At 73.3% G+C, this 26441-nt stretch carries 23 protein-coding genes and 1 riboswitch; of the genes, 16 read left to right on the top strand and 7 right to left on the bottom strand.

Features of this window, described 5'->3' with window-relative positions:
* Positions 1-207, bottom strand: a 207-nt coding sequence (locus ACFVYK_RS06590) for a winged helix-turn-helix transcriptional regulator (RefSeq protein ID WP_389769365.1), incomplete at its 3' end; no start/stop codon positions are given.
* A gap of 97 nt (positions 208-304) precedes the next feature.
* On the opposite strand from ACFVYK_RS06590, the gene ACFVYK_RS06595 reads away from it, so the two are divergent.
* The 4 genes from ACFVYK_RS06595 to ACFVYK_RS06610 all read left to right on the top strand — a co-directional run bounded on the left by ACFVYK_RS06595 (position 305) and on the right by ACFVYK_RS06610 (position 4062).
* The gene (locus ACFVYK_RS06595) at positions 305-1159 is read left to right on the top strand and encodes an SDR family oxidoreductase (RefSeq protein WP_389769368.1); all 855 of its coding nucleotides are present in this window, start codon (positions 305-307) and stop codon (positions 1157-1159) included.
* 127 nt (positions 1160-1286) lie between these two features.
* The gene (rarD, locus tag ACFVYK_RS06600; RefSeq protein ID WP_389769370.1) at positions 1287-2327 is read left to right on the top strand and encodes an EamA family transporter RarD; all 1041 of its coding nucleotides are present in this window, start codon (positions 1287-1289) and stop codon (positions 2325-2327) included.
* Positions 2328-2433: 106 nt separating this feature from the next.
* On the top strand, positions 2434-2919 hold the full coding sequence (locus tag ACFVYK_RS06605) for a VOC family protein (protein ID WP_389769372.1): 486 nt from the start codon (positions 2434-2436) through the stop codon (positions 2917-2919).
* Between the two features lie 189 nt (positions 2920-3108).
* A complete protein-coding gene (locus ACFVYK_RS06610) occupies positions 3109-4062 on the top strand; it encodes a M28 family metallopeptidase (protein ID WP_389769374.1) in 954 nt (317 codons plus the stop codon).
* 173 nt (positions 4063-4235) lie between these two features.
* Here the strand turns inward: ACFVYK_RS06610 and ACFVYK_RS06615 are convergent, their stop codons facing one another.
* Complete coding sequence (locus tag ACFVYK_RS06615) at positions 4236-5681, bottom strand: tetratricopeptide repeat protein (protein ID WP_389769377.1); 1446 nt, start codon at positions 5679-5681, stop codon at positions 4236-4238.
* 218 nt (positions 5682-5899) lie between these two features.
* On the opposite strand from ACFVYK_RS06615, the gene ACFVYK_RS06620 reads away from it, so the two are divergent.
* The 3 genes from ACFVYK_RS06620 to ACFVYK_RS06630 all read left to right on the top strand — a co-directional run bounded on the left by ACFVYK_RS06620 (position 5900) and on the right by ACFVYK_RS06630 (position 8409).
* The gene (locus tag ACFVYK_RS06620) at positions 5900-6424 is read left to right on the top strand and encodes a hypothetical protein (RefSeq protein WP_389769380.1); all 525 of its coding nucleotides are present in this window, start codon (positions 5900-5902) and stop codon (positions 6422-6424) included.
* 41 nt (positions 6425-6465) lie between these two features.
* Positions 6466-7749, top strand: coding sequence for an amidase family protein (locus ACFVYK_RS06625; protein ID WP_389769382.1), 1284 nt, complete (start codon positions 6466-6468; stop codon positions 7747-7749).
* Positions 7750-7821: 72 nt separating this feature from the next.
* Entirely contained in the window at positions 7822-8409 is a 588-nt protein-coding gene (locus ACFVYK_RS06630; protein ID WP_389769385.1) for a flavodoxin family protein, read from the top strand.
* Positions 8410-8437: 28 nt separating this feature from the next.
* On the opposite strand, the gene ACFVYK_RS06635 is transcribed toward ACFVYK_RS06630, so the two are convergent.
* The 4 genes from ACFVYK_RS06635 to ACFVYK_RS06650 all read right to left on the bottom strand — a co-directional run bounded on the left by ACFVYK_RS06635 (position 8438) and on the right by ACFVYK_RS06650 (position 13327).
* A complete protein-coding gene (locus ACFVYK_RS06635) occupies positions 8438-9457 on the bottom strand; it encodes an ABC transporter permease (RefSeq protein ID WP_389769388.1) in 1020 nt (339 codons plus the stop codon).
* Positions 9444-10370, bottom strand: coding sequence for an ABC transporter ATP-binding protein (locus tag ACFVYK_RS06640; protein ID WP_389769642.1), 927 nt, complete (start codon positions 10368-10370; stop codon positions 9444-9446). The genes ACFVYK_RS06635 and ACFVYK_RS06640 overlap by 14 nt, the downstream gene beginning before the upstream one ends.
* A 172-nt stretch (positions 10371-10542) precedes the next feature.
* Positions 10543-11829 (bottom strand): outer membrane lipoprotein carrier protein LolA, encoded by a 1287-nt coding sequence (locus tag ACFVYK_RS06645; protein ID WP_389769390.1) that lies wholly within the window; start codon positions 11827-11829, stop codon positions 10543-10545.
* 487 nt (positions 11830-12316) lie between these two features.
* Entirely contained in the window at positions 12317-13327 is a 1011-nt protein-coding gene (locus ACFVYK_RS06650) for a polyprenyl synthetase family protein (RefSeq protein WP_389769394.1), read from the bottom strand.
* Between the two features lie 1032 nt (positions 13328-14359).
* Positions 14360-14581, top strand: a riboswitch (cyclic di-AMP (ydaO/yuaA leader).
* A gap of 3 nt (positions 14582-14584) precedes the next feature.
* Between ACFVYK_RS06650 and ACFVYK_RS06655 the strand changes: the two genes are divergently transcribed.
* Complete coding sequence (locus tag ACFVYK_RS06655) at positions 14585-15064, top strand: transglycosylase SLT domain-containing protein (protein ID WP_389769396.1); 480 nt, start codon at positions 14585-14587, stop codon at positions 15062-15064.
* A gap of 12 nt (positions 15065-15076) precedes the next feature.
* On the opposite strand, the gene ACFVYK_RS06660 is transcribed toward ACFVYK_RS06655, so the two are convergent.
* A complete protein-coding gene (locus ACFVYK_RS06660) occupies positions 15077-15901 on the bottom strand; it encodes an HAD family hydrolase (RefSeq protein WP_389769399.1) in 825 nt (274 codons plus the stop codon).
* A 394-nt stretch (positions 15902-16295) separates the two neighbouring features.
* Here ACFVYK_RS06660 and fahA point away from each other — a divergent pair, with 394 nt between their 5' ends.
* From fahA to ACFVYK_RS06700, 8 genes are all read left to right on the top strand, one after another.
* Complete coding sequence (gene fahA, locus ACFVYK_RS06665) at positions 16296-17507, top strand: fumarylacetoacetase (RefSeq protein ID WP_389769402.1); 1212 nt, start codon at positions 16296-16298, stop codon at positions 17505-17507.
* Positions 17508-18252: 745 nt separating this feature from the next.
* Entirely contained in the window at positions 18253-19191 is a 939-nt protein-coding gene (locus ACFVYK_RS06670; protein ID WP_389769405.1) for a M56 family metallopeptidase, read from the top strand.
* Between the two features lie 122 nt (positions 19192-19313).
* Positions 19314-20102, top strand: coding sequence for a GntR family transcriptional regulator (locus tag ACFVYK_RS06675; RefSeq protein ID WP_389769407.1), 789 nt, complete (start codon positions 19314-19316; stop codon positions 20100-20102).
* 32 nt (positions 20103-20134) lie between these two features.
* A complete protein-coding gene (locus tag ACFVYK_RS06680) occupies positions 20135-20362 on the top strand; it encodes a ferredoxin family protein (protein WP_020130156.1) in 228 nt (75 codons plus the stop codon).
* A 15-nt stretch (positions 20363-20377) separates the two neighbouring features.
* A complete protein-coding gene (locus tag ACFVYK_RS06685; protein WP_389769410.1) occupies positions 20378-21718 on the top strand; it encodes an ABC transporter substrate-binding protein in 1341 nt (446 codons plus the stop codon).
* A complete protein-coding gene (locus ACFVYK_RS06690) occupies positions 21715-22602 on the top strand; it encodes an ABC transporter permease (protein ID WP_389769413.1) in 888 nt (295 codons plus the stop codon). The genes ACFVYK_RS06685 and ACFVYK_RS06690 overlap by 4 nt, the downstream gene beginning before the upstream one ends.
* A complete protein-coding gene (locus tag ACFVYK_RS06695; RefSeq protein WP_389769415.1) occupies positions 22586-23446 on the top strand; it encodes an ABC transporter ATP-binding protein in 861 nt (286 codons plus the stop codon). Before ACFVYK_RS06690 ends, ACFVYK_RS06695 begins: the two co-directional genes overlap by 17 nt.
* 11 nt (positions 23447-23457) lie before the next feature.
* Positions 23458-26439, top strand: a complete 2982-nt coding sequence (locus ACFVYK_RS06700) for a fumarate reductase/succinate dehydrogenase flavoprotein subunit (RefSeq protein ID WP_389769418.1) — start codon at positions 23458-23460, stop codon at positions 26437-26439.
* The last annotated feature ends 2 nt before the right edge of the window (positions 26440-26441 follow it).

Raw genomic sequence — 26441 nt, forward strand, 5'->3', positions numbered from 1 at the left:
GGTCTGGGTGAGCATCTTCTCGCTGACCGGCCGGCCGACCTGGCTGACCGCCCGGCGCAGTTCGCCGAACCGGTGCGAGCGCTCGAGCAGCTCGATCAGCACCAGGACGCCCCAACGGCTGGTGAGGTGTTCGAGCACGAGCCGATGCGGGCACATGGCCTCGGCCTCGGCGGGGTCCACCTGACTGAGCTGCTTGCTTACCGTCATGCCAGTACCTTACTCCAAAGTGGGTACTTTCTTTCAGTTAGTGCTTCTCGTAGGGTCGGAGACAGACCCGCCGATCCCCACCAAGGAGTACCCAGCCATGAGCATCGTCGTCACCGGAGCCACCGGACACCTCGGCCGCCACGTCGTCGAGCAGCTGCTGGAGAAGGTCCCCGCGGACCAGGTCACGGCCGTCGTACGGGACGAGGCCAAGGCCGCCGACCTCGCGGCGCGCGGCGTGCGGCTCGCCGTCGCCGACTACAACGTCCCCGAGACCTTCGGCAGCGTCTTCGCCGCCGGCGACAAGGTGCTGCTGATCTCGGGCAACGAGTTCGACAAGGGCCGCCCGGCCCAGCACCAGGTCGTCATCGACGCGGCGAAGGCGGCCGGGGTCGCGCTCCTCGCCTACACCAGCGCGCCGGGCTCGCTGACCGCGGCGCTGGCGGACGACCACCGCGTCACCGAGCAGGCGCTGCTCGCCTCGGGTCTGCCGTACACGCTGCTGCGCAACGGCTGGTACCACGAGAACTACACCGAGAACCTGGCCCCGGTGCTGGAGCACGACGCCGTCGTCGCGGCCGCCGGCCAGGGCCGCGTCTCCTCCGCCTCGCGCGCCGACTACGCGGCCGCCGCCGTCGCCGTGCTGACCGGCGAGGGCCACGAGGACAAGACGTACGAACTGGGCGGCGACGAGGCGTGGAGCTTCGCCGAATACGCCGCTGAGCTGAGCCGGCAGACCGGCAAGGAGATCGCCTACAACGCCGTGTCCACCGAGGCGCTCACCGGCATCCTGACCGGCGCCGGGCTGCCCGCACCGCTGGCCGCCGTCCTGGCCGGCGTGGACGCCTCCATCGAGAAGGGCGAGCTGGTCGTCTCCGGCGGCGACCTCTCCCGGCTGGCCGGCCGCCCGACCACACCGCTGGCGGAGGCGATCACGGCGGCGCTCAAGGGCTGACGTTCCCGCCGGCGCGCCACACCCCTCGCCCCGGTCTGTCATGACCGTATGACGATACGGGCATGACAGACCGGGGCGCCCGGCGTTACCTTCGTCCACGCATGCCTGACGTGAGAAGGAGGAGCCCGTGGCCGGGACGCCCAGGACCGAGAGCCGGACAGGCCTGCTGAACGGCTTCGCCGCCTACGGGATGTGGGGCCTGGTCCCCCTGTTCTGGCCGCTGCTCAAGCCGGCCGGGGCGACCGAGATACTCGCCCACCGCATGGTCTGGTCCCTTCTCTTCGTCGCGGCCGCGCTGCTCTTCGTGCGGCGCTGGGCGTGGGCGGGCGAGCTGCTGCGGCAGCCGCGCCGGCTGGCGCTCGTGGTGGTCGCCGCGGCCGTCATCACGGTGAACTGGGGCGTCTACATCTGGGCCGTGAACAGCGGACAGGTGGTCGAGGCGTCCCTCGGGTACTTCATCAACCCGCTGGTCACCATCGCGATGGGGGTGCTGCTCCTGAAGGAGCGGCTGCGGCCCGTTCAGTGGGCGGCGGTCGGGGTCGGCCTCCTGGCGGTGGTGGTCCTGACCGTCGGCTACGGCCGGCCGCCGTGGATCTCCCTCTGCCTGGCGTTCTCCTTCGCCACCTACGGGCTGGTGAAGAAGAAGGTCAACCTCGGCGGGGTCGAGTCGCTGGCCGCCGAGACCGCCGTCCAGTTCCTGCCCGCGCTCGGCTACCTGCTGTGGCTGTCCGCGCACGGCGACGCCACTTTCACGGCCGAGGGCCCGGGCCACGCGGCGCTGCTCGCCTCCACGGGCGTCGTCACCGCACTGCCCCTCGTCTGCTTCGGCGCGGCGGCGATCCGCGTGCCGCTGTCCACGCTGGGCCTGCTGCAGTACCTGGCGCCCGTCTTCCAGTTCCTGCTCGGCGTCGTCTACTTCGGCGAGGACATGCCGCCGGAGCGCTGGGCCGGGTTCGCCCTGGTGTGGCTGGCGCTGGTGCTGCTGACCGGCGACGCGCTGCGCACCTCGCGCCGGACGTCGCGGGCGTCGGCCGCCGAGCTCGCCCGGATCCGCGCGCAGGAGGCGGCCCCGGCCGCGTCGGGCGCACCGCAGGCCCCGCCGCCCGAGGCTCCGGCCACGGCGGCTTCCGCTCCGGCGACGAAGGCCCCTCCCCTGACGAAGCCGTAGCCGCCCGGGCCGGCGGATCGCGGGGCCCGACGGATCACGGCACGACGGCCGGCGGACCACGGCGTACCGGAGGCCGCGGCGGCCCGGGCCTGCTACTAGTGACTGCATGACCGACACACCCGCAGAGCCCGGGGCGACGCCCGTGCCCGTGCACTGGAAGCTCGTCGTCGACGCCGCCGATCCGCACGCCCAGGCCGATTTCTGGGCGGCCGCGCTGCACTACGAGACCGAGGACAACAGCGCGCTGATCGAGCGCCTGCTGGAGCTGGGCGCGCTGCCCGGCGCGGCGACGCTGGAGTTCCACGGCCGTCCCGCCTTCCGCGACCTCATCGCCGTACGCCACCCGGACGACCCCCACGACCCCGACAGCGGGACCGGCCAAGGACGCCGGCTGCTGTTCCAGCGGGTGCCGGAGGCGAAGTCGGTGAAGAACCGGCTGCACATCGATCTGCATCCCGGCGCGGGCCGGCGGGCCGAGGAGGTCGAGCGGCTGACGGGCCTCGGCGCGAGCGTGCTGCGGGAGGTGAAGGAGCCGTCCGGTGCGTGGACGGTGATGGCGGACCCGGAGGGGAACGAGTTCTGCGTGCACTAGGCCGGTTCGAGGGACCGGCCGGGAGCCGTCGGGGATTCCCGGGGCGGCTCCCTCCCGTCCGGTAGGTGGACTCGATGTCCGGATATCGCTCTTGACGCGAAGTCAGTGGCGCGTTCACCATCCCTGGAACCCCACTCACAGTGGAATCGCCGCGACCCGGCGATCCCCGAGGAATTCGGAGCCCCCCACATGAAGCTCCCCGTTTCCCGTCGCACCGCGGTCGCCGGCGGCGTCACGATTGTCATGCTCCTGACCGGTGGATCCATAGCGGGGGCGGCTCCCGCACCCGGGTCCGCCGCGCTCGGCGCCGCGCCCGACATCCCCCTGGCCAACGTCAAGGCGCATCTGACCCAGCTGCAGTCCATCGCCACCGCCAACGGCGGCAACCGCGCCCACGGCCGCACCGGCTACAAGGCCTCGCTCGACTACGTGAAGGCCAAACTGGACGCCGCCGGCTTCACCACCGCCGTCCAGCAGTTCACCTCGTCCGGGCGCACCGGTTACAACCTGATCGCCGACTGGCCCGGCGGCGACACGGGCCACGTCGTCATGGCCGGCTCCCACCTCGACAGCGTCACGGCCGGGGCGGGCATCAACGACAACGGATCCGGTTCGGCGGCCGTGCTGGAGACGGCCCTCGCGGTGTCCCGGGCCGGCTACCACCCCACCAGGCATCTGCGGTTCGCCTGGTGGGGAGCGGAGGAGCTGGGCATGGTCGGGTCGCGCTCCTACGTCAACAGCCTCTCCGCCGCGAACCGCGCCCGCATCAGCGGCTACCTCAACTTCGACATGATCGGCTCACCGAACCCCGGCTACTTCGTCTACGACGACGACCCGGCCATCGAGAAGACCTTCAAGGACTACTTCACCGGCCTCGGCGTGGCGACGGAGGTCGAGACCGAGGGCGACGGCCGCTCCGATCACGCCCCCTTCAAGAACGCGGGCATCCCGGTGGGAGGACTGTTCAGCGGCGCCGACTACGTCAAGACGGCGGCGCAGGCGGCCAAGTGGGGCGGCACGGCCGGACAGGCCTTCGACCGCTGCTACCACTCCTCCTGCGACACCTCCGCCAACATCAACGACACCGCCCTGAACCGTCACGCGGACGCCGTCGCCTACGCGGTCTGGACGCTGTCGTCCTGACCGCTCGGCCCCTGACTCCTGGCCCTGTCACCTGTCCCGTGCCACCTGTCCCCTGGCCCCTGAACGCTGTCCCCTGACCGGAACTCCTGACCGGGGGCCGGGCAGGAGGGTGGGGTCGGGGACGGGGCCGGGGCGGGGACGGGCACAAGGAGCGGGGATCGTACGGTCGGCCGCTACGCGCCTGCCCTGCGGGCGCGTTCGGCCAGCCGGAGCATGCGCGCACGGGCCGACTCCAACTCGTCGACGTCGTCGGCGGCCGGGCCCTCCTCGGCGGCGAGCTCCGTCCACAGGGCGAGGAGCTCGGTCCCCAGGTTCAGTCCCTGCAGCGGGTCGCGCACGGCACGCCAGGCCGTCGCCGCGCTCTGGACGTTGCCGTACGCGGCCTCCGCGTCACCGGCTCGGCGGCCGATGCGCGCCAGGTCGAGGGAGACGTGGAAGGCGCGCAGCGGATCGCCCGCCAGGTAGGCGATGTACGCCATGAGTTCGCGCAGCCGGAGCACTTCGAAGTGCTCCGGTCCCAGCGTCCCGGACGCCTCCAGCACGGTGCGCTCCGCGAGCGCGGCCGCCGTGTCCGTGCGGCCCGCCCGGACGGCCTCGTTGATCTGCGCCATCGGCTCCCCCAGGAGGGCGGGTGCGGCGCCGACGCCGTGCAGGGTGCGGGGGTCGTCCCCGAGCACCGCCTCCGCGACGGCGTCGAAGCCGCGGGCGGGGGTGGGCCTGAAGTCGGGGTCGTGATCGGAGACGAGTCCGTCGGGGAGCAGGGGGTTGAGAGCCGACGCGGCAGCGGCCGCGGGAGCGGCGGCCCCGGCGGAGAGGGAGGCGGCGGGCCCGGGCAGCGGGAGCGGAGTGGGAGTGGAGACGGGGGGCGGCGGGGCCGGGGTGGCGGTGAGGCCGAAGGTGGTGTCGAGGTCCGGGGTGGTGTCGGGATCCGGTTGCTCGTCCATCGCTGGGGGCGGACCGAACACGCCGGTCGGGGCGGTGACCGTGCCGAGCGGGGCGACCGCGTCCTGGACCTCCGGTTCCGTCGTCGTTTCGGGGGTCGGCTCGGGCTCGGGCACCGCGCGCAGGGGGAACGTCGGGGTCGCGTCCCGCACCGGCTCGGACACCTTGCGCAGCAGGTGCGTGGCCTTGTCGCGGCCCGGCGGGAACGTCCGCGGCTCGTCGGAGACCGCGGGGGCGGAGTCGACGCCTCGCCCGTCCGAGCCCGCCTCCCCCTCCCGCGTCCCGGCCGGGGCTGAGGGTGCGGCCGGCGGCGGGGCGGGAACCGCGGCCGGTGCCGACGGCGCGACCGGAGCCGGCGCGTGGGGCAGGGCCTGCGTTCGCCGGGGTTCCGCGGTGAAGTGACTGGAGCCGTCGGTCTCCACGCGCAAGGGGACGACGTAGCCGATGCGTTCGTCGTGCACCGCGGCGAGGACCGGGTGTCCGGTGGCGAGGGCGATGCGGTGGAGGCGGCTCAGCACCGCGCGCTGGATCTCCTCGCCGTCGGCCGCCACGACGGGCACGCCGCCTATGGTCGCCGTCCCGCCCCCGCGGACGTGGACGTCGAGCGGCGCCACGCCGGCGGCCACACCGCCGACGTACTTCTGTTCCCGCTTCTTCTCGCGGCTGAGTCGAGACATCGGTTCCTCACTCGGATGCGCCGTCACGATCCGGTCGTCCAGGTCCGTGTACGTGTACACGTACTGTTGAGTCTCTCCGAGCGCTGCCGATCCTCACGTCACCGCGACGTCACAGCCTCGTTCCAGGAACTCACGTCCCTCTCCCGGGGGGCCTTCCGGGACCGCCAGGATCGGGGGCGTCCCCCGGAGGGACGGCGACGAGTGGGAGGAACACCGGGATGGGGACGACGGACGGGCTGCGGGGACCGGAGATCTGGATCCGCGGTCCGGTGACCGTACCGGATCCGGAACCGGCGCCGATGCCGTACGCCTCCGCCGCGACGCCCCGACGCTTCTCGTGGGTGGCCACGCACGGCGGAGCCGGCAGCACCACGCTCGCCGCGGTCTACGGCGGCCACGACAGCGGCCGCCAGTGGCCCGGCGCCGGCGAACCGCCGTCCGTGCTGCTGGTCGCCCGCACCCATGCGGCGGGGCTGGAGTCCGTCCTGCGGACCCTGGAGGCCTTCCGGCGCGGGGAGGCCCCGGCGGGGCTCGACCTGGACTCGGTCGTGCTCGTGGCGGACGCGCCGGGCCGGTTGCCCCGGCCGCTCGCGCAGCGGGTGCGGGCGATCGAGTCCGCCATCGACGTGTACCGGGTCCCGTGGGTGACCGACTGGCGCCTCGGCGACCTGGCCGGCGCTCCGCCGCGGGACACGGCCCCGCTGGCCCGGCTCACCGGAGCGGCGGGCGGAAGGACACGCTGACGGCCGCAGCCCCGGGCCCGGATCCAGGGGGGTGGCCCGGAGTGGTTCCGCAGAGCGGCTTCCAGGAGTGGCTCCCGGCGGTGGAGATCGCCGCGGCCGTGCGGGCGGGGCGACTGCGGGCCGTGGACGTCGTCGACGAGGCGCTCGCACGGATCGCCCGGGCCGACCCCTTCCTGGGCGCCTTCGCCGAGGTGTGGGAGGAGCGGGCGCGGGCGTGCGCCCGTGAGGTCGGCCTACGGGTCGCGTCGGGTGAACGGCTGCCGCTGGCCGGCGTGCCGATCGGCGTGAAAGGACGTCACGGCCTGCGGACGGCGGGACCGTTGATCGCCGCCGGATGCGTGCCCGTGGGAGCGACCTCGGTGCCGGGCCCGGGCACTTCCTGGCAGACCTGGGGCCTCGGGGCCCACGGTCGGACCGTCAACCCGTGGCGCGTCGACCGCACACCGGGCGGTTCCTCGGCCGGCTCGGCGGCAGCGGTGGCCGCGGGACTCGTCCCCATGGCGACCGGCAGCGACGGGGCGGGGTCGGTGCGCATCCCGGCCGCCTGGTGCGGTGTGCTCGGCCTGAAGGTCACGAACGGACGGCCGACGCCCCCGGACGCCGGCGACGGACCGATGCCGCCCGACCGGACGGGACCGATGCCGCCCGACCGGACGGGACCGACGGCGTCGGAGCGGACGGGGCTGACTGCGGCCGGTGTGCTGGTGCGGTACGCGGCGGACGCCGAGGCGTACTGGAGGGCGATGACCCTGGAAGGCGAGCCCCCGGGACGGCGGCCCTCGGATCCGCCTCCCCTGGACCGGCGTCACCCGGAGCGGCTTCCCCCGGAGCCGGTCACCGCCGCCTTCTCCCCCGACCTCGGTTTCGCCGGTCCCGACCCCGGGCCGCTCGCCGCCGCCCGCGCCGCCGCCCGGCGCCTCGCCGACGCCGGTGTCATCAGGTTGCCGCCGTGCGACGCGCCCGTGCGGCTGCGGGACCCGGCCCCGGCCTGGCTGGCGCTGCGCACCGAAGGCGCGGATCTGTCCGCGGCCGCACGGGTCCGGGAGGTGAACGACCGGTTGCTGGCCGGATTCTTCGCCCGCGCCGAGCTGCTGCTGACGCCCACGACCCCGAATGAGGCGCACGGCCACGAGGGTCCGGGCGACCGCTACTCGACGGCGCTCACCTGGGCGTTCAACCTGAGCGGACATCCGGCGATCAGCGTCCCGGCGGGGTTGGGGGCGGACGGCTGTCCGGTGGGGCTGCAGATCGTCGCGGCACGGGGCGAGGAGACGACCCTGCTGGCGACCGCCCGAGCCGCGGAGACGCGACGCCGCCGGGACTGAGGCTAACTACTTGCGCACACATATAATGCAGGTGCAGACTACCCTCGTACGCTTACTACCTGGGGGATCATCATGACGCGTCGCCGTTTCCTGTTCGTACTGGGCAGCAGCCGTCCGGACGGCAACACCGAGGCACTGGCCCGCGCGGCCGCCGAGCAGCTGCCCGCCGACGTGGAGCAGCAGTGGATCAGTCTGGCCCGCCACCCCTTGCCCGACTTCGAGGACCTGCGGCACGACAGCGACCGCGTCCGGCCCACGGCGGGCAACACGGCACTGCTGCTCGACGCCACCCTCGCCGCGACGGACATCGTGATCGCGTCCCCGCTCTACTGGTACTCGGTCTCCGCCCAGACCAAGCGCTACCTGGACCACTGGGCGGGCTGGCTGCGCACCCCCGGTCTCGACTTCAGGGCGGCCCTCGCCGGGCGCACCCTCTGGGGCGTCACCGTGCTCGCGGACGGCGAGCCCGCGGTGGCCGACCCGCTCGCCGGCACACTCCGCAACTCGGCCGCCTACCTGAGGATGCGCTTCGGCGGAGTGCTGCTCGGCAACGGCAGCAAGCCCGGGGACGTCCTGTCGGACACGGAGGCGCTGGCGAACGCGAAGACGTTCTTCGCGCGGGAGGCGCCGCCGGCCCGTTTCCCGCACGAAACCGCCTGAGCCCCCGAGCCGCTTGAGCCCCCCAGCCCTACGCCGTGACGTCCTTCGTCGTGAAGCGCGCCCAGGCCGCCGAGCCGAAGACGGCCGCGTAGAGCGCCTGCAGGCCGAGGTTCTTCTGCAGGTCGTCCCAGTAGACCGGCTCGCGCATGAGGTCGGCGAAGGACAGCCAGTAGTGCGAGAAGAAGTACGGCTGCAGGGCGTGGAGCTGGGGGATCTGGTCGAGGATCTGGACGGTGATCAGCAGACCGACGGTCGTCGCCATCGCCGCGATGCCACTGCTCGTGAGCGTGGAGACGAACAGCCCGAGCGCCCCCAGGCCGGTCAGCGACGCGGCGACGACCACGGCGATCAGCAGCGCCCGGAGCAGGCCGTCCGCGAAGTCGATCCGGGTGCCGGAGATCGTCGTCGGATCGCCGAGCGGGAAGAGCAGCGCTCCGACCGCGAGCGCCGAGAGCGCGACCACGAGGGTGGCGGCCAGGCAGAAGATCATGACGGTCGCGTACTTGGTCAGCAGCAGCCGGGTGCGGCCGGCCGGGGCGACCAGGAGGTAGCGCAGGGTGCCGGCGTTCGCCTCGCCGGCGATCGCGTCGCCCGCGACGACGCCGACGGCCATCGGCAGGAAGAACGGCAGGGTCACCGCCAGCGCGGTGAAGACCAGGAACAGGCCGTTGTTGGTGACCTGCGCGATGAACGCGGGGCCCGCGCCGCCCCCTCCCCCGCCGCCGCGCCCGCCGGACGGCCCGTCGCTCGTCTCCATCTTCACGGCGATCCCCACCAGGACCGGCACGGCCGCGAGCACGCCCAGCAGGGCGAGGGTGCGCCAGCGCCGGAAAGTGGTCAGCAGTTCGCTCCGCAGGATCCCGAAGGTCCAGAACCGGGCCCGGGAAGGCCGGGAGGTCCCGGAAGCTGGGGAGGTTCCGCAGACCCCGGCGATGGCGGAATTCCGGGAGGTCCCGCCGGGGTTGGAATTCCGGGAAATCGGTGAGGCCCCGGTCGGGGTCGAGGCCGGGTTCCGGTCGTCGGCCACCCCGCTCTCAGCCCGCGACATCGAACCCCTCCCCCGTGAGAGCCACGAACGCGTCCTCAAGGGAGGCGCGTTCGACGGTGAAGCCGCGCACGCGCACCCCCGCCGTCACCAACGCGCTGTTCAGATCGGCGAGATCACGGTCCGCGGGCGGCGCCTCCGCGCTGACCCGGTCCTCCGCCAGGACGACATCGCCCACACCGTGCTCCTTCAGCACCCGGGCCGCGTCGGCTGGATCCGGGGTCGTCACGACCAGCCGGCCCCGGGCGCCCGCCGCGAGGTCCGCCACCAAGCCCTGGACGATCAGCCGGCCCTGCGCCATCACGGCCGCGTGGGTGCACACCTGTTCGATCTCGTCGAGCAGGTGCGAGGAGAGGAAGACGGTGGTGCCCTCCGAGGCCAGCTCCCGGACCAGCGAGCGGATCTCCCGCATGCCCTGCGGGTCCAGGCCGTTGGTCGGCTCGTCGAGAACGAGCAGGCGGCGGGGCTGGAGCAGGGCGGCCGCCAGGCCCAGCCGCTGTTTCATGCCGAGCGAGTACGCCTTCGCCTTCTTGCCGGCGGCGGCCGTCAGCCCCACCCGCTCCAGCGCGGTCGTGACCCTCGCCCGCCGGGTGCGCGGGTCGGCGGTCGGGTCGGCGGCGTCGTAACGGAGCAGGTTGTCGCGGCCGGAGAGGAAGCCGTACAGGGCGGGTCCCTCGATGAGCGCCCCGACGTGCGGGAGCACGGCGCGAGCGGCCCGCGGCATGGGGTGTCCCAGGACGCGGGCCGAGCCGGCCGTGGGCTCGATGAGCCCCATCAGCATGCGGATGGTGGTGGTCTTGCCGGAGCCGTTGGGGCCGAGGAAGCCGAAGACGCTGCCCGCCGGGACGGTCAGGTCGAGGCCGTCGACGGCGAGCTGGCCGCCGCGGTAGCGCTTGGTGAGGGCGCGGGTGCGGATGACGGCGCCGTCGTCCGCGGACTCCCGCGCCGACTCCGCAGCCGGGTCCGCCGCCGACTCCGCCACCCTCGACCTCCCTCACCGATTCCGTCGCCCCCGGCCGTCCCAGCCGACCGCCGGGTGGTTCCCGGCCGCCGGCTGGTTCGTGGCTGCCGGATCCCCGGCGCCCGCGTCACTTTCCGGTGTTCGCCGCCTTCACGAGCGCGTCCTTGGTGACCGCTCCGGCGTAGACCTTCCCGTCGTCCGTGATCAGGGCGTTGACCAGGCGGGTGGAGAAGACGGTGCCGGAGCCGAACTTGCCGCTGACCTTGTCGCCGAAGGAGCCCAGGAAGCCGCCGAGGTCGCCGCCGAGGTCGCCGCCGGCCCCGGACCCCGAGGGCACACCCTCGCCGCCGGTGTCGAAGGTCGCGACGGACGTCCAGCCCTCGCCGATGACGTCGAGGCCCGCGGGACCGGCCGCGCCGCCGAAGCCCCCGGCGAAGCCGTCGGACCCGCCGTGCCCGGGAGCCGGCCTGGCTCCCTTGCCGCCCTCGTCGCCGTCCCCGCCCTTGGCGGCCGCGCCGCCCTCGGTGACCTTCGCGCCCTTGGGGGCGGTGAAGTCGAAGGTGGACGCGGCGGGCCTGGCGAAGCTGACCTGGGTGAAGCCCGCGTCCACGACGGCGGCGCCGCCGCTCGCCGGGGTCAGCGTGAACTTCAGCGGCAGGCCCGTCTCTGCGTCGACGGCCACGCTGATCGCACCGACCGTGGAGCCGGACTGCTTCGGCTCGACGAGCAGCTTGTAGGCGTCACGGCCCGCGACCTGGACGGTGCCGTCGACCGTCACGGACGTCGTGTCGTCCACGGCCTTCAGGGCGTCCTCGGTGAGGTCCTTGGGCGTGGCGGGAACCGGCGTCTCCGCCGTGCCGGAGCCCTTGCCCGCGCTCTCGTCGACGGTGGAGTGGTAGACCTCGTTGGAGCCGCTGTCGTACCCCCACACGTTCTTGCCGTTGTGGATGACGCTGTATTCGGCGGCCTTCTCCAGCAGCGAGACCTTCTGCCTGTCCGGGCCGTCGGCGGCGACGCGCAGGGTGTGGGTGCCGGAGGCGAGCTCGGTGAGCTTGGCCGAGGGGTCGGCGGACGAACCGTCGTCGCCCTGCGCGGCTCCGGAGAGGAGCCCGCTCTCCAGCCCGCCGAGGTCGGGCAGCCCGAGGTCGGTGGTGATCTTCACCGTTCCGGACAGCTGTTCCACGTCCGAGGCGGCGATCTTGTCGAGGAGCTGCTGTGCGGTGATCTTCGGCAGGTCGGGGTCGCCCGAGTCGGCGAGTGCCGGAACGAGCCCGATCGTCGCCGCGGCGACACCGATCACGGTGACCGGGACGATGTACCGCGCGGCCTTGCGGCGTCGGAGGCGCAGGTCGTCGGCCTCCCCGCCGGTCGCCTCCCCGCCGGTCACGGTGTCGTCGGATGCCTTCGGTGCCATGTGTGCCTTACCTCCGTCGTCGGCGGCGGCTGGTCATCTCACGCTGCGTTCCCCGCCCCAAGCCGCCATTCTCACCCCAATCGGTGAGGAGTGGTGTTTTCCGTAGTCCCCATCTGACCAAATCAGCCACGCACAAGCGTCAACCCGTGGACTCAACTCCGCGTACTCCTGCGGTATGACACGACCCCGATACGACAGCCCCTACCCGTAGGGGTGCGGTGTGGGGAGACGACCGAGGCCGGGGCGGGGAGGGACAGAACCGAGGGACAGAACCGGAGGGGAGGCGGTGAGGGGCGGGGTGGCGGGGAGAGGCGGGGAGGCGGGGAGAGGCGGGGAGGACGACAGCGCCGGTTCGTCCGAGCCCGGACACCGAGCCACCGGCCGGGCACCCGCGCCGCCGACCGGGGACCCGAGCCACCGGCCAGGGACCCGCGCCGCCGACCGGGCACCCGAGCCACCGGTCGGGCGCCCGCGCCACCGGCGGGGGTCAGCCCGCTCGGTGGACCACCGCGTCGCAGAGCTCCATCAGGGCGGCCTTCGCGTCGCACTCCCGCAGCGGCGCCAGGGCGGAGCGCGCGTCCTTGGCGTACCGGACCGCGTCCCGGCGGGCCTGCTCCAGCGCCGGGTGGGCGCGGAGCGCCTCCAGGGCCTGGTCGAGCCGGGCGTCGTCGCTCAGGTCGGAGTCCAGCAGCTCGCACAGCGCGATGTCCTCGGGCAGCGCCAGCCGTGCCGCCCGCTCCCGCAGCCGCAGCACCGGCAGCGTGGGAACGCCCTCGCGCAGATCCGTGCCGGGCGTCTTGCCCGACTCGCGCGAGTCGGACGCGATGTCCAGGACGTCGTCCGCCAGCTGGAACGCGACGCCCAGCCGCTCGCCGTACTGTGTCAGGACGTCGACGACCGTCTCGTCGGCGCCCGACATCATGGCGCCGAACCGGCAGGCCACCGCCACCAGCGAGCCCGTCTTGCCGCCGAGCACGTCGAGGTAGTGCTCGACCGGGTCCCGGCCGTCCGTCGGGCCGGCCGTCTCCAGGATCTGGCCGGTGACCAGCCGCTCGAACGCCTCCGCCTGCACGCGCACCGCCTCCGGACCGAGGTCGGCCAGGATGTGGGAGGCGCGGGCGAAGAGGAAGTCACCCGTGAGGACGGCGACGGAGTTGCCCCAGCGGGCGTTGGCGCTGGGCACCCCGCGCCGCACGGCGGCCTCGTCCATGACGTCGTCGTGGTACAGGGTGGCCAGGTGGGTCAGCTCCACCACCACGGCCGAGGGCACGACACCCGGCGCGTACTTGTCCCCGAACTGCGACGCGAGCACCACGAGCAGCGGCCTGAACCGCTTTCCGCCCGCCCGCACGAGGTGCTGGGCGGCCTCCGTGATGAAGGGGACCTCACTCTTGGTGGCTTCGAGCAAGCCTTCCTCGACAGCCGCCAATCCGGCCTGGACATCGGCTTCCAGAGCCTGGTCCCGCACGCTCAGCCCGAACGGCCCGACGACGGTCACGAGGGGTCTCCTGTCTGCTGGTGTCCACTGGCGATTACGCGGTTTGTCGATAGGTCGCTGCCCTCACTCAAGTCAGCGTATCCGGTCACGTTTCGATCACCGATAGCCCCCACGTCCCCCAGGCTCGAATGGACTCGCCCAGCGGGTGCCTCCCTCAGGCCGGGCGGTACCGGATTACACCCGCTAAGTTCCTGATCAGCTCATATGCACGGACATCCATCGGATTACCCGGGAGTAGCGTTTCATGCTCGCGGCCCCCCGGCACCGCAGCCGCCGCGGGAACGGCCGACCCCGGAACCCGGTACTCCGCCCCGGCCCCGCCCACGACCCAGGCGTCCGGGCGCCCGGTCCCTTCCGGGCGTCCGGTCCTTCCGGGCCGTCCGGGTCCTTCCGGGCATCCAGATGTCCAGACGTCCCGGCGTCCAGGCGTCCGGGCATCCAGACGTCCCGGCGTCCAGGCGTCCAGACGTCCGGGCATCCAGACGTCCCGGCGTCCAGGCGCATACCGAAGCTTCCGCGCCTCCGCCCTCCCGCATCCGGGACCGGCGGCACGCCCCTCACCCCCGCGCCCTCCGGACCGCCTCGTTCCGGCCCACGCCCTCACCGCACCCCTCACCCGCTTCACCCCGTCCGGCGTGACGACTATCACGTGCGCACCGCGGATCCCGCTCCCCCAGATGCGACTCGAGTCCGAAAGGACGGGGCGCGGGCGACGCCGAGCCGGGTGGCGCGAGACGGCGACGGAGACGTCAGCTCATCCCCGCTCGTTTAAGCATGAGTTGGGCTTAATGCCCGTTTCGCCGCCCTTGTGGAGGCTGGTGAGTTGGCTCACTCGGCCGGGCCGGTCCCCGTCCACCCCTCCTTCACCGATCCTCACCGATCCTCCGCATCCCTCAAGCAAGTTGACGCTTTGCACCCACAAAGGATCAAGCACCCCATAGGCCACAGACCAAGGTCAATAGGGGTGATCTGTGAATCCGCTACTTGTTCCGGACATGTGCTCTCGCATACGTTCCCGGCCTGTCGGGCGGACGCCTAATCCTGCCGCCGCCCATGACACCCATCGATAACGCACGGCAGGAGCGGGGGAACCAGGTAAGTCGCCGCAGCGGGTGTTCCTAACATCCCGGATTTTCCGGATGTTTCGGACATGCGCTTGCGGCTCGGGGTGAAGTCGCGACCGTCGAGGACGCGACCGGGCAGCTCCCCGCCCGAACCCGACAGCTCACCTCGCAGGCGCTGGAGAGGAAATTCGTCATGCCCGCTGCCGCTCACCGCCGCACTCGCACCGCCCGCCTCGCCCGCAAGCTCGCCGTCGCCGGCACCGGAGTCGCCGTGCTGGCGCTCCCGCTGATCGGAGCCACCGGAGCCTCCGCCGCGACCCCGACCGTCGCCACCGCCTCCAGCCTGGGATACGCCAACAACCTCGACGGGTGGATCCGCGCCTCGCTCCACGTCATGGCGCAGCACGGCATCCCGGGGACGTACAACGGCATCTACCGCAACGTCATCCGCGAGTCCTCCGGCAACCCCTACGCCATCAACCTCTGGGACTCCAACGCAGCCGCGGGCATCCCGTCCAAGGGGCTGCTGCAGGTCATCGACCCGACCTTCCGCGCCTACCACGTCGACGGCACGTCCTGGGACTCCTACGACCCGGTCGCGAACATCACCGCCGCCTGCAATTACGCGGCCGCGCGCTACGGCTCCATCGACAACGTCTTCAGCGCGTACTGACGGGGCCTGGGCTCACGGAAACAGTCTTTCGAGGACGACGGCCACGCCGTCGTCCTCGTTCGACGTCGTGACCTCGTCGGCCACCGCCTTGAGTTCGGGGTGCGCGTTGGCCATCGCGACCCCGCGCGCGGCCCAGTCGAACATGGGGATGTCGTTGGGCATGTCCCCGAAGGCGACGGTGTCCTCGGGCCGCAGACCCAGGTGTTCGGCGGCCAGGGCCAGTCCCGTCGCCTTGGTGACGCCGCAGGGCTGGAGCTCCACCGTGCCCGGCCCCGACATGGTGACGGTGGCGAGCGAGCCGACCACCGAGCGGGCCGTCGCCGCCAACTCGTCGTCGGACAGGAACGGGTGGCGCAGCAGCACCTTGCTGATCGGCTCGCACCACAAGTCGTCGCGATGGCCGACGCGCAGGGCGGGCAGCGTGGGGTGCGGCATCCGGTAGCCCGGCTCGATGAGCGTCAGCCCGTCGACGCCGTCCTGGTCGACGGCCGCGTACAGCTGCCCCACCTCCGCCTCGATCTTGCCGAGCGCGGTCTCCGCCAGTTCCCGGTCCAGGGTGACCGACCACAGCAGGCGGTCCGCGCCGGCGTCGTACAACTGCGCGCCCTGTCCGCACACCGCGAGCCCCCTGCTGTGCAGACGGTCGAGCAGCGACCGCACGCGGGGCGCGGGGCGGCCCGTCACCACCAGGTGGCGTGCGCCGGCGACCGCCACCCGCGCGAGCGCGTCGAGCGACCGGTCGGAGAACGTGTCGTCGCCGCGGAGCAGCGTTCCGTCCAGGTCGGTGGCGATGAGGGAGTACGCGGTGCGCGCGGCATATGCGAGGGGTGCGGCCATGATCAGAGAATACGGATGCCGCACCCCTCCGGTTCGACGCCGCCCGAACAGCGGCCAAGTCCTTCCCTGTTCTGTCAACTCCCCTTCGTTGACTGACACGTTGTGGTTGACGGCTGGATCAAAGCAACGGTTTTCTGCCAGATCGCCGACTGTGCCCGTGCGCCAGGACACCAGGTACGCCGGTACCTGGCAGCGGACGGTTTCACGCGCTCTTGCCTCGTCCGCCTCGAGGGCGTCGTCCGCCTTCTCCGCCTCGACGGTCCCGTCCCGTGTCGCTTCGCCGAGGTCGGCCGTAACGTGTGGCGCGGCTCGACGCACCCGCGCGACATCCGCCCGGCGTCCGGCGAGCACACCAGGCGAGCACCAAGAGCGCACGAAAGAGAGGCAGTACCCGATGCCCCCCTTCGACCTTGCCGAGGGCGATCCCTTCGGTCCGCACAACCTGCCGTACGGCGTCTTCTCGCTGCCGGGCTCCGCGGAGCGCACCGTCGGCGTCCGGCTCGGCGGCCACGTCCTCGACGCGGGAGCCGCGGCCCGCGCGCTCGGCTCGCCGCACGCCGGGCTGCTCGCCGCGCCGAACCTGAACCCACTGCTGGCGGCGGGCCGCACGGTCTGGACGCAGGTGCGCCGAGAGCTGACGGAGTGGGTGACGAGCCCGTCGCACCGCGCCGCCGTCGAGCCGCTGTTCCGTCCCCTCTCGGCGGTGACCCTGCACCTCCCGTTCGAGGTCGCCGACTACGTCGACTTCTACTCCTCCGAGCACCACGCGCGAAACGTCGGAGCGATCTTCCGCCCGGACACCGCCGACACCCTGCTGCCCAACTGGAAGCATCTGCCGATCGGTTACCACGGGCGGTCCGGGACGGTCGTCGTCTCCGGCACGGACGTCGTGCGGCCCTCGGGACAGCGCAAGGCGCCCGACGAGCCGGCCCCCGTGTTCGGCCCGTCCGTGCGGCTCGACATCGAGGCCGAGGTCGGTTTCGTGGTCGGCGTGCCCTCGCCTCAGGGCAGCCCGGTCGCGCTGGGCGACTTCCGCGAGCACGTGTTCGGTCTGTGCCTGCTCAACGACTGGTCGGCCCGTGACCTCCAGGCGTGGGAGTACGTCCCCCTCGGCCCGTTCCTCGCCAAGTCGTTCGCGACCTCCGTCTCGGCGTGGATCACCCCGCTGGACGCGCTGGACGACGCGCGGGTGGCGCCCCCGGCGCGCACCCATCCCCTCCTCCCCTACCTGGACGACACGGCCGCCGAACCCGCCGGCTACGACCTGCGGATCTCCGTCGCGCTCAACGGTCACACGGTCTCCGAGCCGCCCTTCGCCACCATGTACTGGACGGCCGCCCAGCAGCTCGCCCACCTCACCGTCAACGGCGCGTCCCTGCGCACCGGCGACCTGTACGGCTCGGGCACGGTGAGCGGCCCCGAGCCGGACCGGCGCGGCTCCCTCCTGGAGCTGACCTGGAACGGCCGTGACCCGCTGGAACTCCCCGACGGCAAAAGGACGTTCCTGGAGGACGGCGACGTGGTGACCCTCTCCGCCTGGGCCCCGGGCCCCGACGGCGTCCCGGTGGGCCTGGGCGAAGTGAGCGGACGGGTGATCCCCGGGTAGCGCCCGGACCCGGACGGGTGAGGCGTACAGCGCCGGGGCCGGGGCCGGGACCGGAACCGGAGCCGGAGCCGAGGCCCGGGCCGGAGCCGGGGCAGGGGCCGGAGCCGAAGCCGAAGCCGAAGCCGAAGCCAGGGCAGGGGCAGGGGCCGGAACCGAAGCCCAAGCCGAAGCCGGGGCAGGGGCAGGGGCCGGAGCCGAAGCCGGGGCAGGGGCAGGGGCAGGGGCCGGAGCCGAAGCCGAAGCCGGGGCAGGGGCAGGGGCAGGGGCCGGAACCGGAACCGGGGCAGGGGCCGGGTCCGGAGCCAAGGCCGAGGCCGGAGCCAAGGCCGAGGCCGGAGCCGAGGCCGGAGCCGAGGCCCGGGCCGGAGCCGGAGCCGGAGCCGAAGCCGGAGCCGAAGCCGGAGCCGGAGCCGGAGCCGAAGCCCGGGCGGCACCAGTTGAAAAGGGGGCGGCACGGCCAGGGGTGACGCCGTGCGGGGCCCCGCCGGCACCCGGGACCCGGCGGGTCCGACCGGGGCTCGCCTGCGCCGACCGGTCTCGGCGAGGCCGACACGGTCTCGGCGCGGCCGAATCGGAGCGTCGTCGTGGGCTGACTCCCGGAGCAACCGCCGTCATACTGGCGGCGGGCACGGTTCTCGGGCCGCGCCCGCCGCCTGTGGCGGACCGCGCGCACGCGGGCGAGCGGCAGGACCCGCGCGCAACCGGCACGCCCGTCCCTTTCCGACCAGGATCCGGAGCCGCCGGCATGACGTACTGCCTGCTCCTGCTGAGCGTCGTCGCCCTGACGGCTGCCGTCCCGGCCCCGCGTGCGCTCACCCGCTCCGCGTGGCCCGAGCGGGAGCCCGTGGTGGGACTGTGGGTGTGGCAGTGCCTGGTCGCCACGGTCCTGCTGTGCTGTCTGACCGCCCTGGTGCTGGGCGCCGCCGCCGTCTTCCACACCGTCCGCGCGCGGGTCTTCGCCCCCGCGCCGCCCTCGGTCACCGAGGCGTACGACCTGTCCGCCGCCCCGCTGTGGGCGACGGCGCTGACCCTGCTGCTGGCCTGTGGGGCGGCCTGGACCACCGCGATGCTGGCCCGCGAGCTGTTCGAGGCGCGCCGGCGCCGCGGCCGGGCCAGGGCGCTGCTGCGGGAACGCGCCCCCGACCTGCCCGCCGGTCTGCCGCCGGCCCGGGGCCCGCTCCTCGTCCTGGAGGACGAGTACCCCGACGCCTGGTGGATGCCGGGCAGCCCGGCCCAGTTGATCGTGACGACCGGCGCGCTGCACCGCCTCACCTCCCACCAGCTGGACGCCGTCCTCACTCATGAGCGCGGCCACGCCCGCGCCCACCACGACTGGCTGCTCCACCTGTCCACCGCCCTCGCCACCGGCTTCCCCCGCGTTCCGCTCTTCGCTCACTTCTGCGACCAGACGCACCGCCTGGTCGAACTGGCCGCCGACGACACGGCGTCGCGCCGCTGCGGTCACCTGACGACGGCGCTGGCCCTGATCGAGCTGAACCAGCACCGGGGCGTGCTGTCCTGCGCCTCCAGCCGCCGCCTTCTGGGCGAGCGCGTGGACCGGCTGCTCCAGCCGCCCCCGCGCCTGCTGCGACGACAGCGCGCGCTGACGACGACGGCGGCCGCGCTGGTGCCTCTCCTGCCCCTGCTGATCACGTTCGTCCCGGGCCTGGCCGCGTTGTCCTGAGCTGGCAGATCTTGCTCGGCGATCCAGTGTTTTAGCAGGTCAGCGCGTTTTCTGACGTGTCCGCAGGTGGCGCAACACTCTGGCAACACAGGTTTCCCTACCTCCTCGCTATGGTTCGAACCATGCCATCCAGCGACCGTGTCCGAGAGCACGCCGGCCAGGGCGCGACCACCGTCGCCGCCCACCGTGCGCGCCGTCGGCTGCGCGCGGACCAGGCCCGTCAGCTCGCCGACATCCTGCGCCGCCAACTGCTCACCGGCGGCTTCCCGGCGGGCACGCTCCCCCACGAGTCGGCCCTCGCCGGCGACTACCGGGCCTCGCGCAACACCGTCCGGCAGGCACTCGACCTGCTGCGCGCCGAGGGCCTGGTGGAGCGCCTGCCCGGCGTCGGCACGGTCGTCGTGGCACAGAAATACCCCCACGGTCTGGACCGTCTGATGGGCCTCGCGGAGACCCTGCACGAGCACGGGCGCGTGACCAACGAGGTCCGCACGGTGGGCCCCGTCGCCGCGCCCGCCCCGGTCGCCGAACGCCTCCAGGTCCAGCCCGGCGCCGACGTCCTCTACATCGAACGCCTGCGCCGCCTGGGCGGCCTCCCCCTCTCCCTCGACCTCACCTACATCCCGCTCGACGTCGGCGCCGACCTGCTCGGAGCCGACCTGGAGAACACCGACGTCTTCCGGCTCCTGGAAGCCCTCACCGGGCAGCGTCTCGGCCACGCCGAGATCACCCTGGAGGCCGTGAACGCGGACGCCCACTCCGCGGCCGTCCTGGAGGCGCCGCGCGGCGCGGCCGTCCTGATGCTCGAACGCCTCACCCACCTCGCCGACGGCCGGCCGGTGGACCTGGAGTTCATCCGCTTCCGCGGTGACCGCATCTCGATGGGCGGTCTGCTCCACCGCTCGCTCTGAACCCTTTCCCCGGGACTTCTCTGGAGACAGCCATGACCCTGGCGCCCCAGCGGGCCGACGTGCCCGTGACCATCGACGAGTCGAAGTGCATCGACGGCTGCACCCTGTGCGTGGACATGTGCCCGCTGGACTCCCTCGCCATCGACGAGAGCAACGGCAAGGCCTACATGCACGTCGACGAGTGCTGGTACTGCGGCCCGTGCGCGGCCCGCTGTCCCACCGGAGCCGTCACGGTCAACATGCCCTACCTGCTCCGGTGAAAGGCCCGAATCCCGATGAAACCCCGAACAGCCGCCGCGTCCGCCGCCCTCCTGCTGCTCCCCCTCACCGGATGCGGCAGCGCCGAGGCCGGCAGCGGCTCCACGGTCACGGTCACCGTCGGCTACCAGTCCAAGACCATCAACACGGTCACGGCAGGCACGCTCCTGCGCTCCCTCGGCTACTTCGAGAAGCAGCTGAACGCCCTCGGCGACGGCAAGACCTACAAGGTGGACTGGCAGGACTACGCCACCGGCGCGCCCATCACGGCGCAGATGACCGCCGGGAAGATCGACATCGGCTCGATGGGCGACTTCCCGCTCCTGATCAACGCGGCCCGCGGCAAACAGCTCGGCAAGCCCACCCGCCTGGTGTCGGTCACCGGCTACAACCTGCGCGGCGGCCTCAACACCATCGTCACCGCGCCCGACTCCCCGCTCGTCTCGCTCGCCGATCTCAAGGGCCGGAAGGTCTCCACGAGCGTGGGCTCCGCCGCCGACGGCACCCTGGTGCGGGCGCTGCAACGCGCCGGCATCGACCCCGACGACGGCATCGAGAAGCTCAACCAGCAGCCCGCCGTCGGCGCGTCGGCGCTCACCGCGGGCAGCGCGGACGCGCTCTCGCAGTTCGTCGCCTGGCCCGGTCTGCTCGCCTACCAGGGCAAGGCGAAGGCCCTCTACGACGGCGCCCAGCTGGACCTGCCGACCTTCCACGGCGTGACCGCCCGCGAGGACTTCGCGAAGAAGCGCCCGGCCGTGCTGGAGGCGTTCCTCAAGGCGCAGGCGCAGGCCACCGCCTACCTCGACGGGCACCCCGTGGCGGCCGCCGAGAGCGTCGCGAAGGCCACCGGCCTGCCCGCCGAGGTCGTCTACCTGTACAACGGCGCCCACGGCATCTCCACCTTCGACCCCGCCGTCAAACCACGGCTCGTCTCCGCGCTCAAGGAGGACGTGTCGGTCCTCAAGGCGGCGAAGCTGACCGGAGACGTCGACGTGGACTCCTTCGTCGACGACCAGTACGTCAAGAAGGCGCTCGGCCCGTCCTACGCCCGGCAGCTCGCCGCCGAGCCCGCTCCCGCCGCGAGCGAGGTGTGGCCCGACGGAGCTGCGCAGACCCGTGCCTTCGCGACGCCGGCCGAACTGCTCGCGTACGTCGCCGGGCACAAGGACGGCATCCGCGCCGCGTACGTCCCCGACGCCACCACGGGCACCCTGTGGTTCGCCGACAAGGCCGTCTGGGTGGCCGACGGCACGAAACTCCTGCCGTTCGTCGCCCCGGCGACCGCACAGGCCTACGTCGACGGCCACGGCGGCTCCCGGATCGTCACGTACGCCGACGCCCTGGGGCGCGCGTCGTGACCCGGTATGCGCTGCGGGTGGCGTCGGTCGCGGCCGCCCTGGGCGTGTGGCAGCTGCTGACCAGCCTGGACGTCGACCTGTGGCTGCGCTTCTCGCAGTTCCCCACCGTCGCGGACGTGGCCCGCACCTTCGCCGACCGGGTGGCCGGCGACGACTACTGGACCGACCTCACCGACAGCCTCACCCGCATCCTCACCGGCTTCCTTCTCGCCGCCGTGGTGGGCGTGGCCACGGGCGTGCTCGTGGCGCGCTCGCGGCTCGCCGAGGACCTGCTCGGGCCGGTCCTCGAAATCGTCCGCCCCATCCCCGCGATCGCCCTGGTCCCCGTCGCGATCCTGCTCTTCCCCTCCAACGAACAGGGCATCGTCTTCATCACCTTCACCGCCGCCTTCTTCCCGGTCATGGTCTCCACCCGGCACGCGGTCCGCGCGCTGGCCCCCGGCTGGGAGGAGGCCGTGCGCACCATGGGCGGCGGCCGGTGGCGGATCCTCGGCTCGGTCGTCCTGCCCGGCGCGCTGCCCGGCATCTTCGGAGGCCTCTCCGTCGGCCTCGGCGTCTCCTGGATCTGCGTGATCTCCGCCGAGATGATCTCCGGCCAGTACGGCGTCGGCTACCGCACCTGGCAGGACTACACGGTCGTGGACTACCCGGGCGTGTTCGTCGGCATGGTCACGATCGGCGTGCTCGGCTGGGCCACCTCCACGGCCGTGGAACTCCTCGGCCGCCGTCTGACCCGCTGGCTGCCCCGTACGTCGTACGTCCCCGCCGGGCGGCCCCGGACGCCGAGGCCCGCACCGGCCGCCGCGGCTCCGGCGGGCTCCGCCGCCGGCCCCACCGGAACCGGAACCGAGCCCGAGGAGGCGCGCGATGAGCACCTCGTCTGACACCCGCGAGACGAGCGGCGCGCCCAGCGGTCCGGCCACCGCCGCGACCACCGGTCCGGCCACCGCCGCGACCACCGGCCCGGCCGCCGGCGAGAACCCCGCCGTCACCGTGCGCGGCACCCGGCTCACCCTGCGAACGGCCACCCTCGGCCGCCCCGACGCCGCCGCCCTGGCCGACGTCGACCTGGACGTCTCCCCGGGCGAGATCCTCACCGTCGTCGGCCCCTCCGGCTGCGGCAAGTCGACGCTGCTGCGCACCCTGGCCGGACTGCTGCCCGCGCTCTCGGGCGCCGTCGAGCAGGACGGCCGACCGATCGACGGGCCCGCCGCTGACCGCGCGCTCGTCTTCCAGGAGGACGCCCTCCTGCCCTGGCGCACCCTGCTGGCCAACGTCGAACTCCCCCTCGCCATCCGGGGCACGCCGCGCACGGAACGCAGGAAGCAGGCCACCGGCTGGCTCGAACGGGTCGGACTCGCCGACCGCGCGCGGCAGTTGCCGCACCGCGTCTCGGGAGGCCAGCGCCAGCGCGCGCAACTCGCCCGAGCCCTCGCCGCCGGCCCCCGCGCCGTCCTCATGGACGAACCGTTCGGCGCCCTCGACGCCCAGACCCGCGCCGGCATGCAGGACCTGCTGGTCGACGTGCTGCGCGGCACCGGCGCGACCGTCGTCTTCGTCACCCATGACGTGGACGAGGCCCTGTTCCTCGGCGACCGCGTGGCACTCCTGGGCGCGGGCCGCCTCGTCGCCGTACGGGACGTACCCCGCCCGCGCGACCGCGCCGCCCACGACGACCTCGCGCGCGTGGCCCTGCGGCGTGCCGTCCTGACCTCACTGAGCACCTGAAAGGCACCCCGGTGGACACCCCTGTGCAGATCCCCGCGCTCGGCGACGCCGAGGAGCTGACCTGCGACGTCCTCGTCATCGGCGGCGGCACCGCCGGCACCATGGCGGCACTGACCGCCGCCGAGCGCGGCGCCGACGTGCTGCTCCTGGAGAAGGCCCACGTCCGCCACTCCGGCGCGCTCGCGATGGGCATGGACGGCGTCAACAACGCGGTCGTGCCCGGCCGCGCCGAGCCCGACGACTACGTCGCCGAGATCACCCGCGCCAACGACGGCATCGTCGACCAGTCCACCGTCCGCCAGACCGCCACCCGCGGCTTCGCCATGGTGCAGCGACTGGAGTCCTACGGCGTCAAGTTCGAGAAGGACGAGCACGGCGACTACGCGGTCCGCCAGGTCCACCGCTCCGGCTCCTACGTCCTGCCGATGCCGGAGGGCAAGGACGTCAAGAAGGTCCTGTACCGGCAGTTGCGGCGGCGCGAGATGCGAGAGCGGATCCGCATCGAGAACCGGGTGATGCCGGTACGCGTGCTGACCTCCCCCGAGGACGGGCGCGCCATCGGCGCGGTCGGCTTCAACACCCGCACAGGGCGGTTCGTCACCGTCCGCGCGGGCGGGGTCGTCCTCGCGACCGGGGCCTGCGGCCGCCTCGGACTGCCCGCCTCCGGCTACCTGTACGGCACGTACGAGAACCCGACCAACGCGGGCGACGGCTACGCCATGGCCTACCACGCGGGCGCCGAGCTGACCGGCATCGAGTGCTTCCAGATCAACCCGCTGATCAAGGACTACAACGGCCCCGCCTGCGCCTACGTCGCCAACCCCTTCGGCGGCTACCAGGTCAACCGGCATGGCGAACGCTTCGTCGACTCCGACTACTGGTCGGGGCAGATGATGGCCGAGTTCGCGGCCGAGGTGGCGAGCGACCGCGGTCCCGTCTACCTGAAGCTGAGCCACCTGCCCGAGGAGTCGCTCTCCGCCCTGGAGTCGATCCTGCACTCCACCGAGCGCCCGACCCGGGGCACCTTCCACTCCGGCCGCGGCCACGACTACCGCACCCACGACATCGAGATGCACATCTCGGAGATCGGCCTGTGCGGCGGCCACTCGGCCTCGGGCGTCCGGGTGGACGAGCACGCCCGCACGACCGTCCCCCGCCTGTACGCGGCCGGCGACCTGGCCTGCGTCCCGCACAACTACATGATCGGCGCGTTCGTCTTCGGCGACCTCGCGGGCGCGGACGCGGCCCGGTACACGGCCTACGACGGCGAGCTGCCCGCCGACCAGCTGCGCGAGGCGCACGAGCTGATCTACCGCCCGCTGCGCAACCCGGACGGTCCGCCGCAGCCCCAGGTCGAGTACAAACTGCGCCGCTTCGTGAACGACTACGTGGCCCCGCCGAAGTCGGGCGCGCGGCTGTCGCTGGCCCTGGAGGCCTTCGAGCGGATGCGTGACGACATCGCCGCGATGGGCGCCCGCACCCCGCACGAGCTGATGCGCTGCGCCGAAGTCACCTTCATCCGCGACTGCGCGGAGATGGCCGCGCGCGCCTCCCTGGCCCGTACCGAGTCCCGCTGGGGCCTCTACCACGACCGTCTCGACCACCCCCGTCGCGACGACGACTCCTGGTTCCACCATCTCGATCTGCACAAGTCCCCCTCCGGTGCGATGGAGTTCACGGCCAGACCCGTGGCTCCCTATCTGGTTCCGGTCGACGAGTTCGCTCCCGTCGGCGGCCCTTCGCGGCATATCGGCGAGGTCCACCCCGAGGACGTGGCCACGGCCGGGTCGCGGGACGTGGCGCCCGTCGCCGCCGGCGCCGAGGCCGGTTTGGAAGCGGCCGACACGGCGGCGGCCGGCGCCTCGGCGTCTTCACCGTCCGGGCCAGGCCTCCCGTCCGAAGCCGAGCCGTCCTCCTCCCCCCGGTCCTCCTCCCGGCTCCTCGAACTCGTGGCCCTCGCCGAGGAGGAGCCCGAACTCGACGCGTTGCTCCCTTACTTGACCGACCCGGCGCCCGCCGTGCGGCGCGAGGCGGTCGCCGTCCTCACCGAGACGGTGCCCTCGGGCACCGGCCCCGCGCTCGCCGCCGCGCTGCGCGACCCGGCCGCGGAGGTGCGCGCGGCCGCCGCGGCCTCGCTGCGGGAACTCGTCGAGACCCTGCCGCCCGAACCCGCCCTGCGGGACGGCCTCGCCGCCACGCTGGCCGAGTCCGACCCCGTGGTGCGCGCCGCGGCCCTGGACGTGCTGCGCGCACTGCGCCTGGGCGACGCCGGCCTGTTCGCCGGCGCCCTCGCCGACGCCGACATCGCCGTCCGCATCGAGGCCGTCCGCGCCCTGGTCTCCGTCGACGCCGCCGACGAACTGGCCCGTGCGGCCACCGCCGACCCGTCCCGCGAGGTCCGTGTCACGATCGCCAAGTCCCTCGCCACGGTGGCCGCCGGCCGCCTGGACGACCGCCCGCACGACGCCCCGCCCCCCGACCCGTCGACCATCTCCGCCTCGGGCTCCGTCCCGGGCTCCGTCCCGTCGACCATCTCCGCCCCGCACCCCGACCCGTCGACCATCTCCGCCTCGGGCTCCGTCCCCGGCGCGGGCGCAAGCGCGACGGCGGGCGGCGTTCCCGAGGCCGATGCCGTGCACACGGCTCTCGTGGCTCTCGTCGGCGACCCGGACGCCCTCGTGCGGGCTGCCGCCTACGGGGCGTTGGGAGCGACCGGCTGCCCGCTGCCGCTGGCCGCCCGGGCCGTGACCGCGCTGTCCGACCCGGCCTGGCAGGTACGGGCCGGCGCGGCCACCGCGCTGTCCGTGGCCCGTCCCGACACGGCCGTCCCGGTCCTGGCCAAGGCCCTCGCGGACCCGAACGCCGACGTCCGCAAGGCCTCGGTCCTGGCCCTGACCCGTCACCGGGAATCCCCGGCAGCCCGGGCGGCCCTCGCCACGGCGACGACGGACGCCGACGCCGACGTCCGGGCCTACGCGACGCGGGCCCTGTAGGG

The organism is Streptomyces sp. NPDC058291 (assembly GCF_042880855.1).
In the GTDB taxonomy this organism is placed as follows: Bacteria; Actinomycetota; Actinomycetes; order Streptomycetales; family Streptomycetaceae; genus Streptomyces.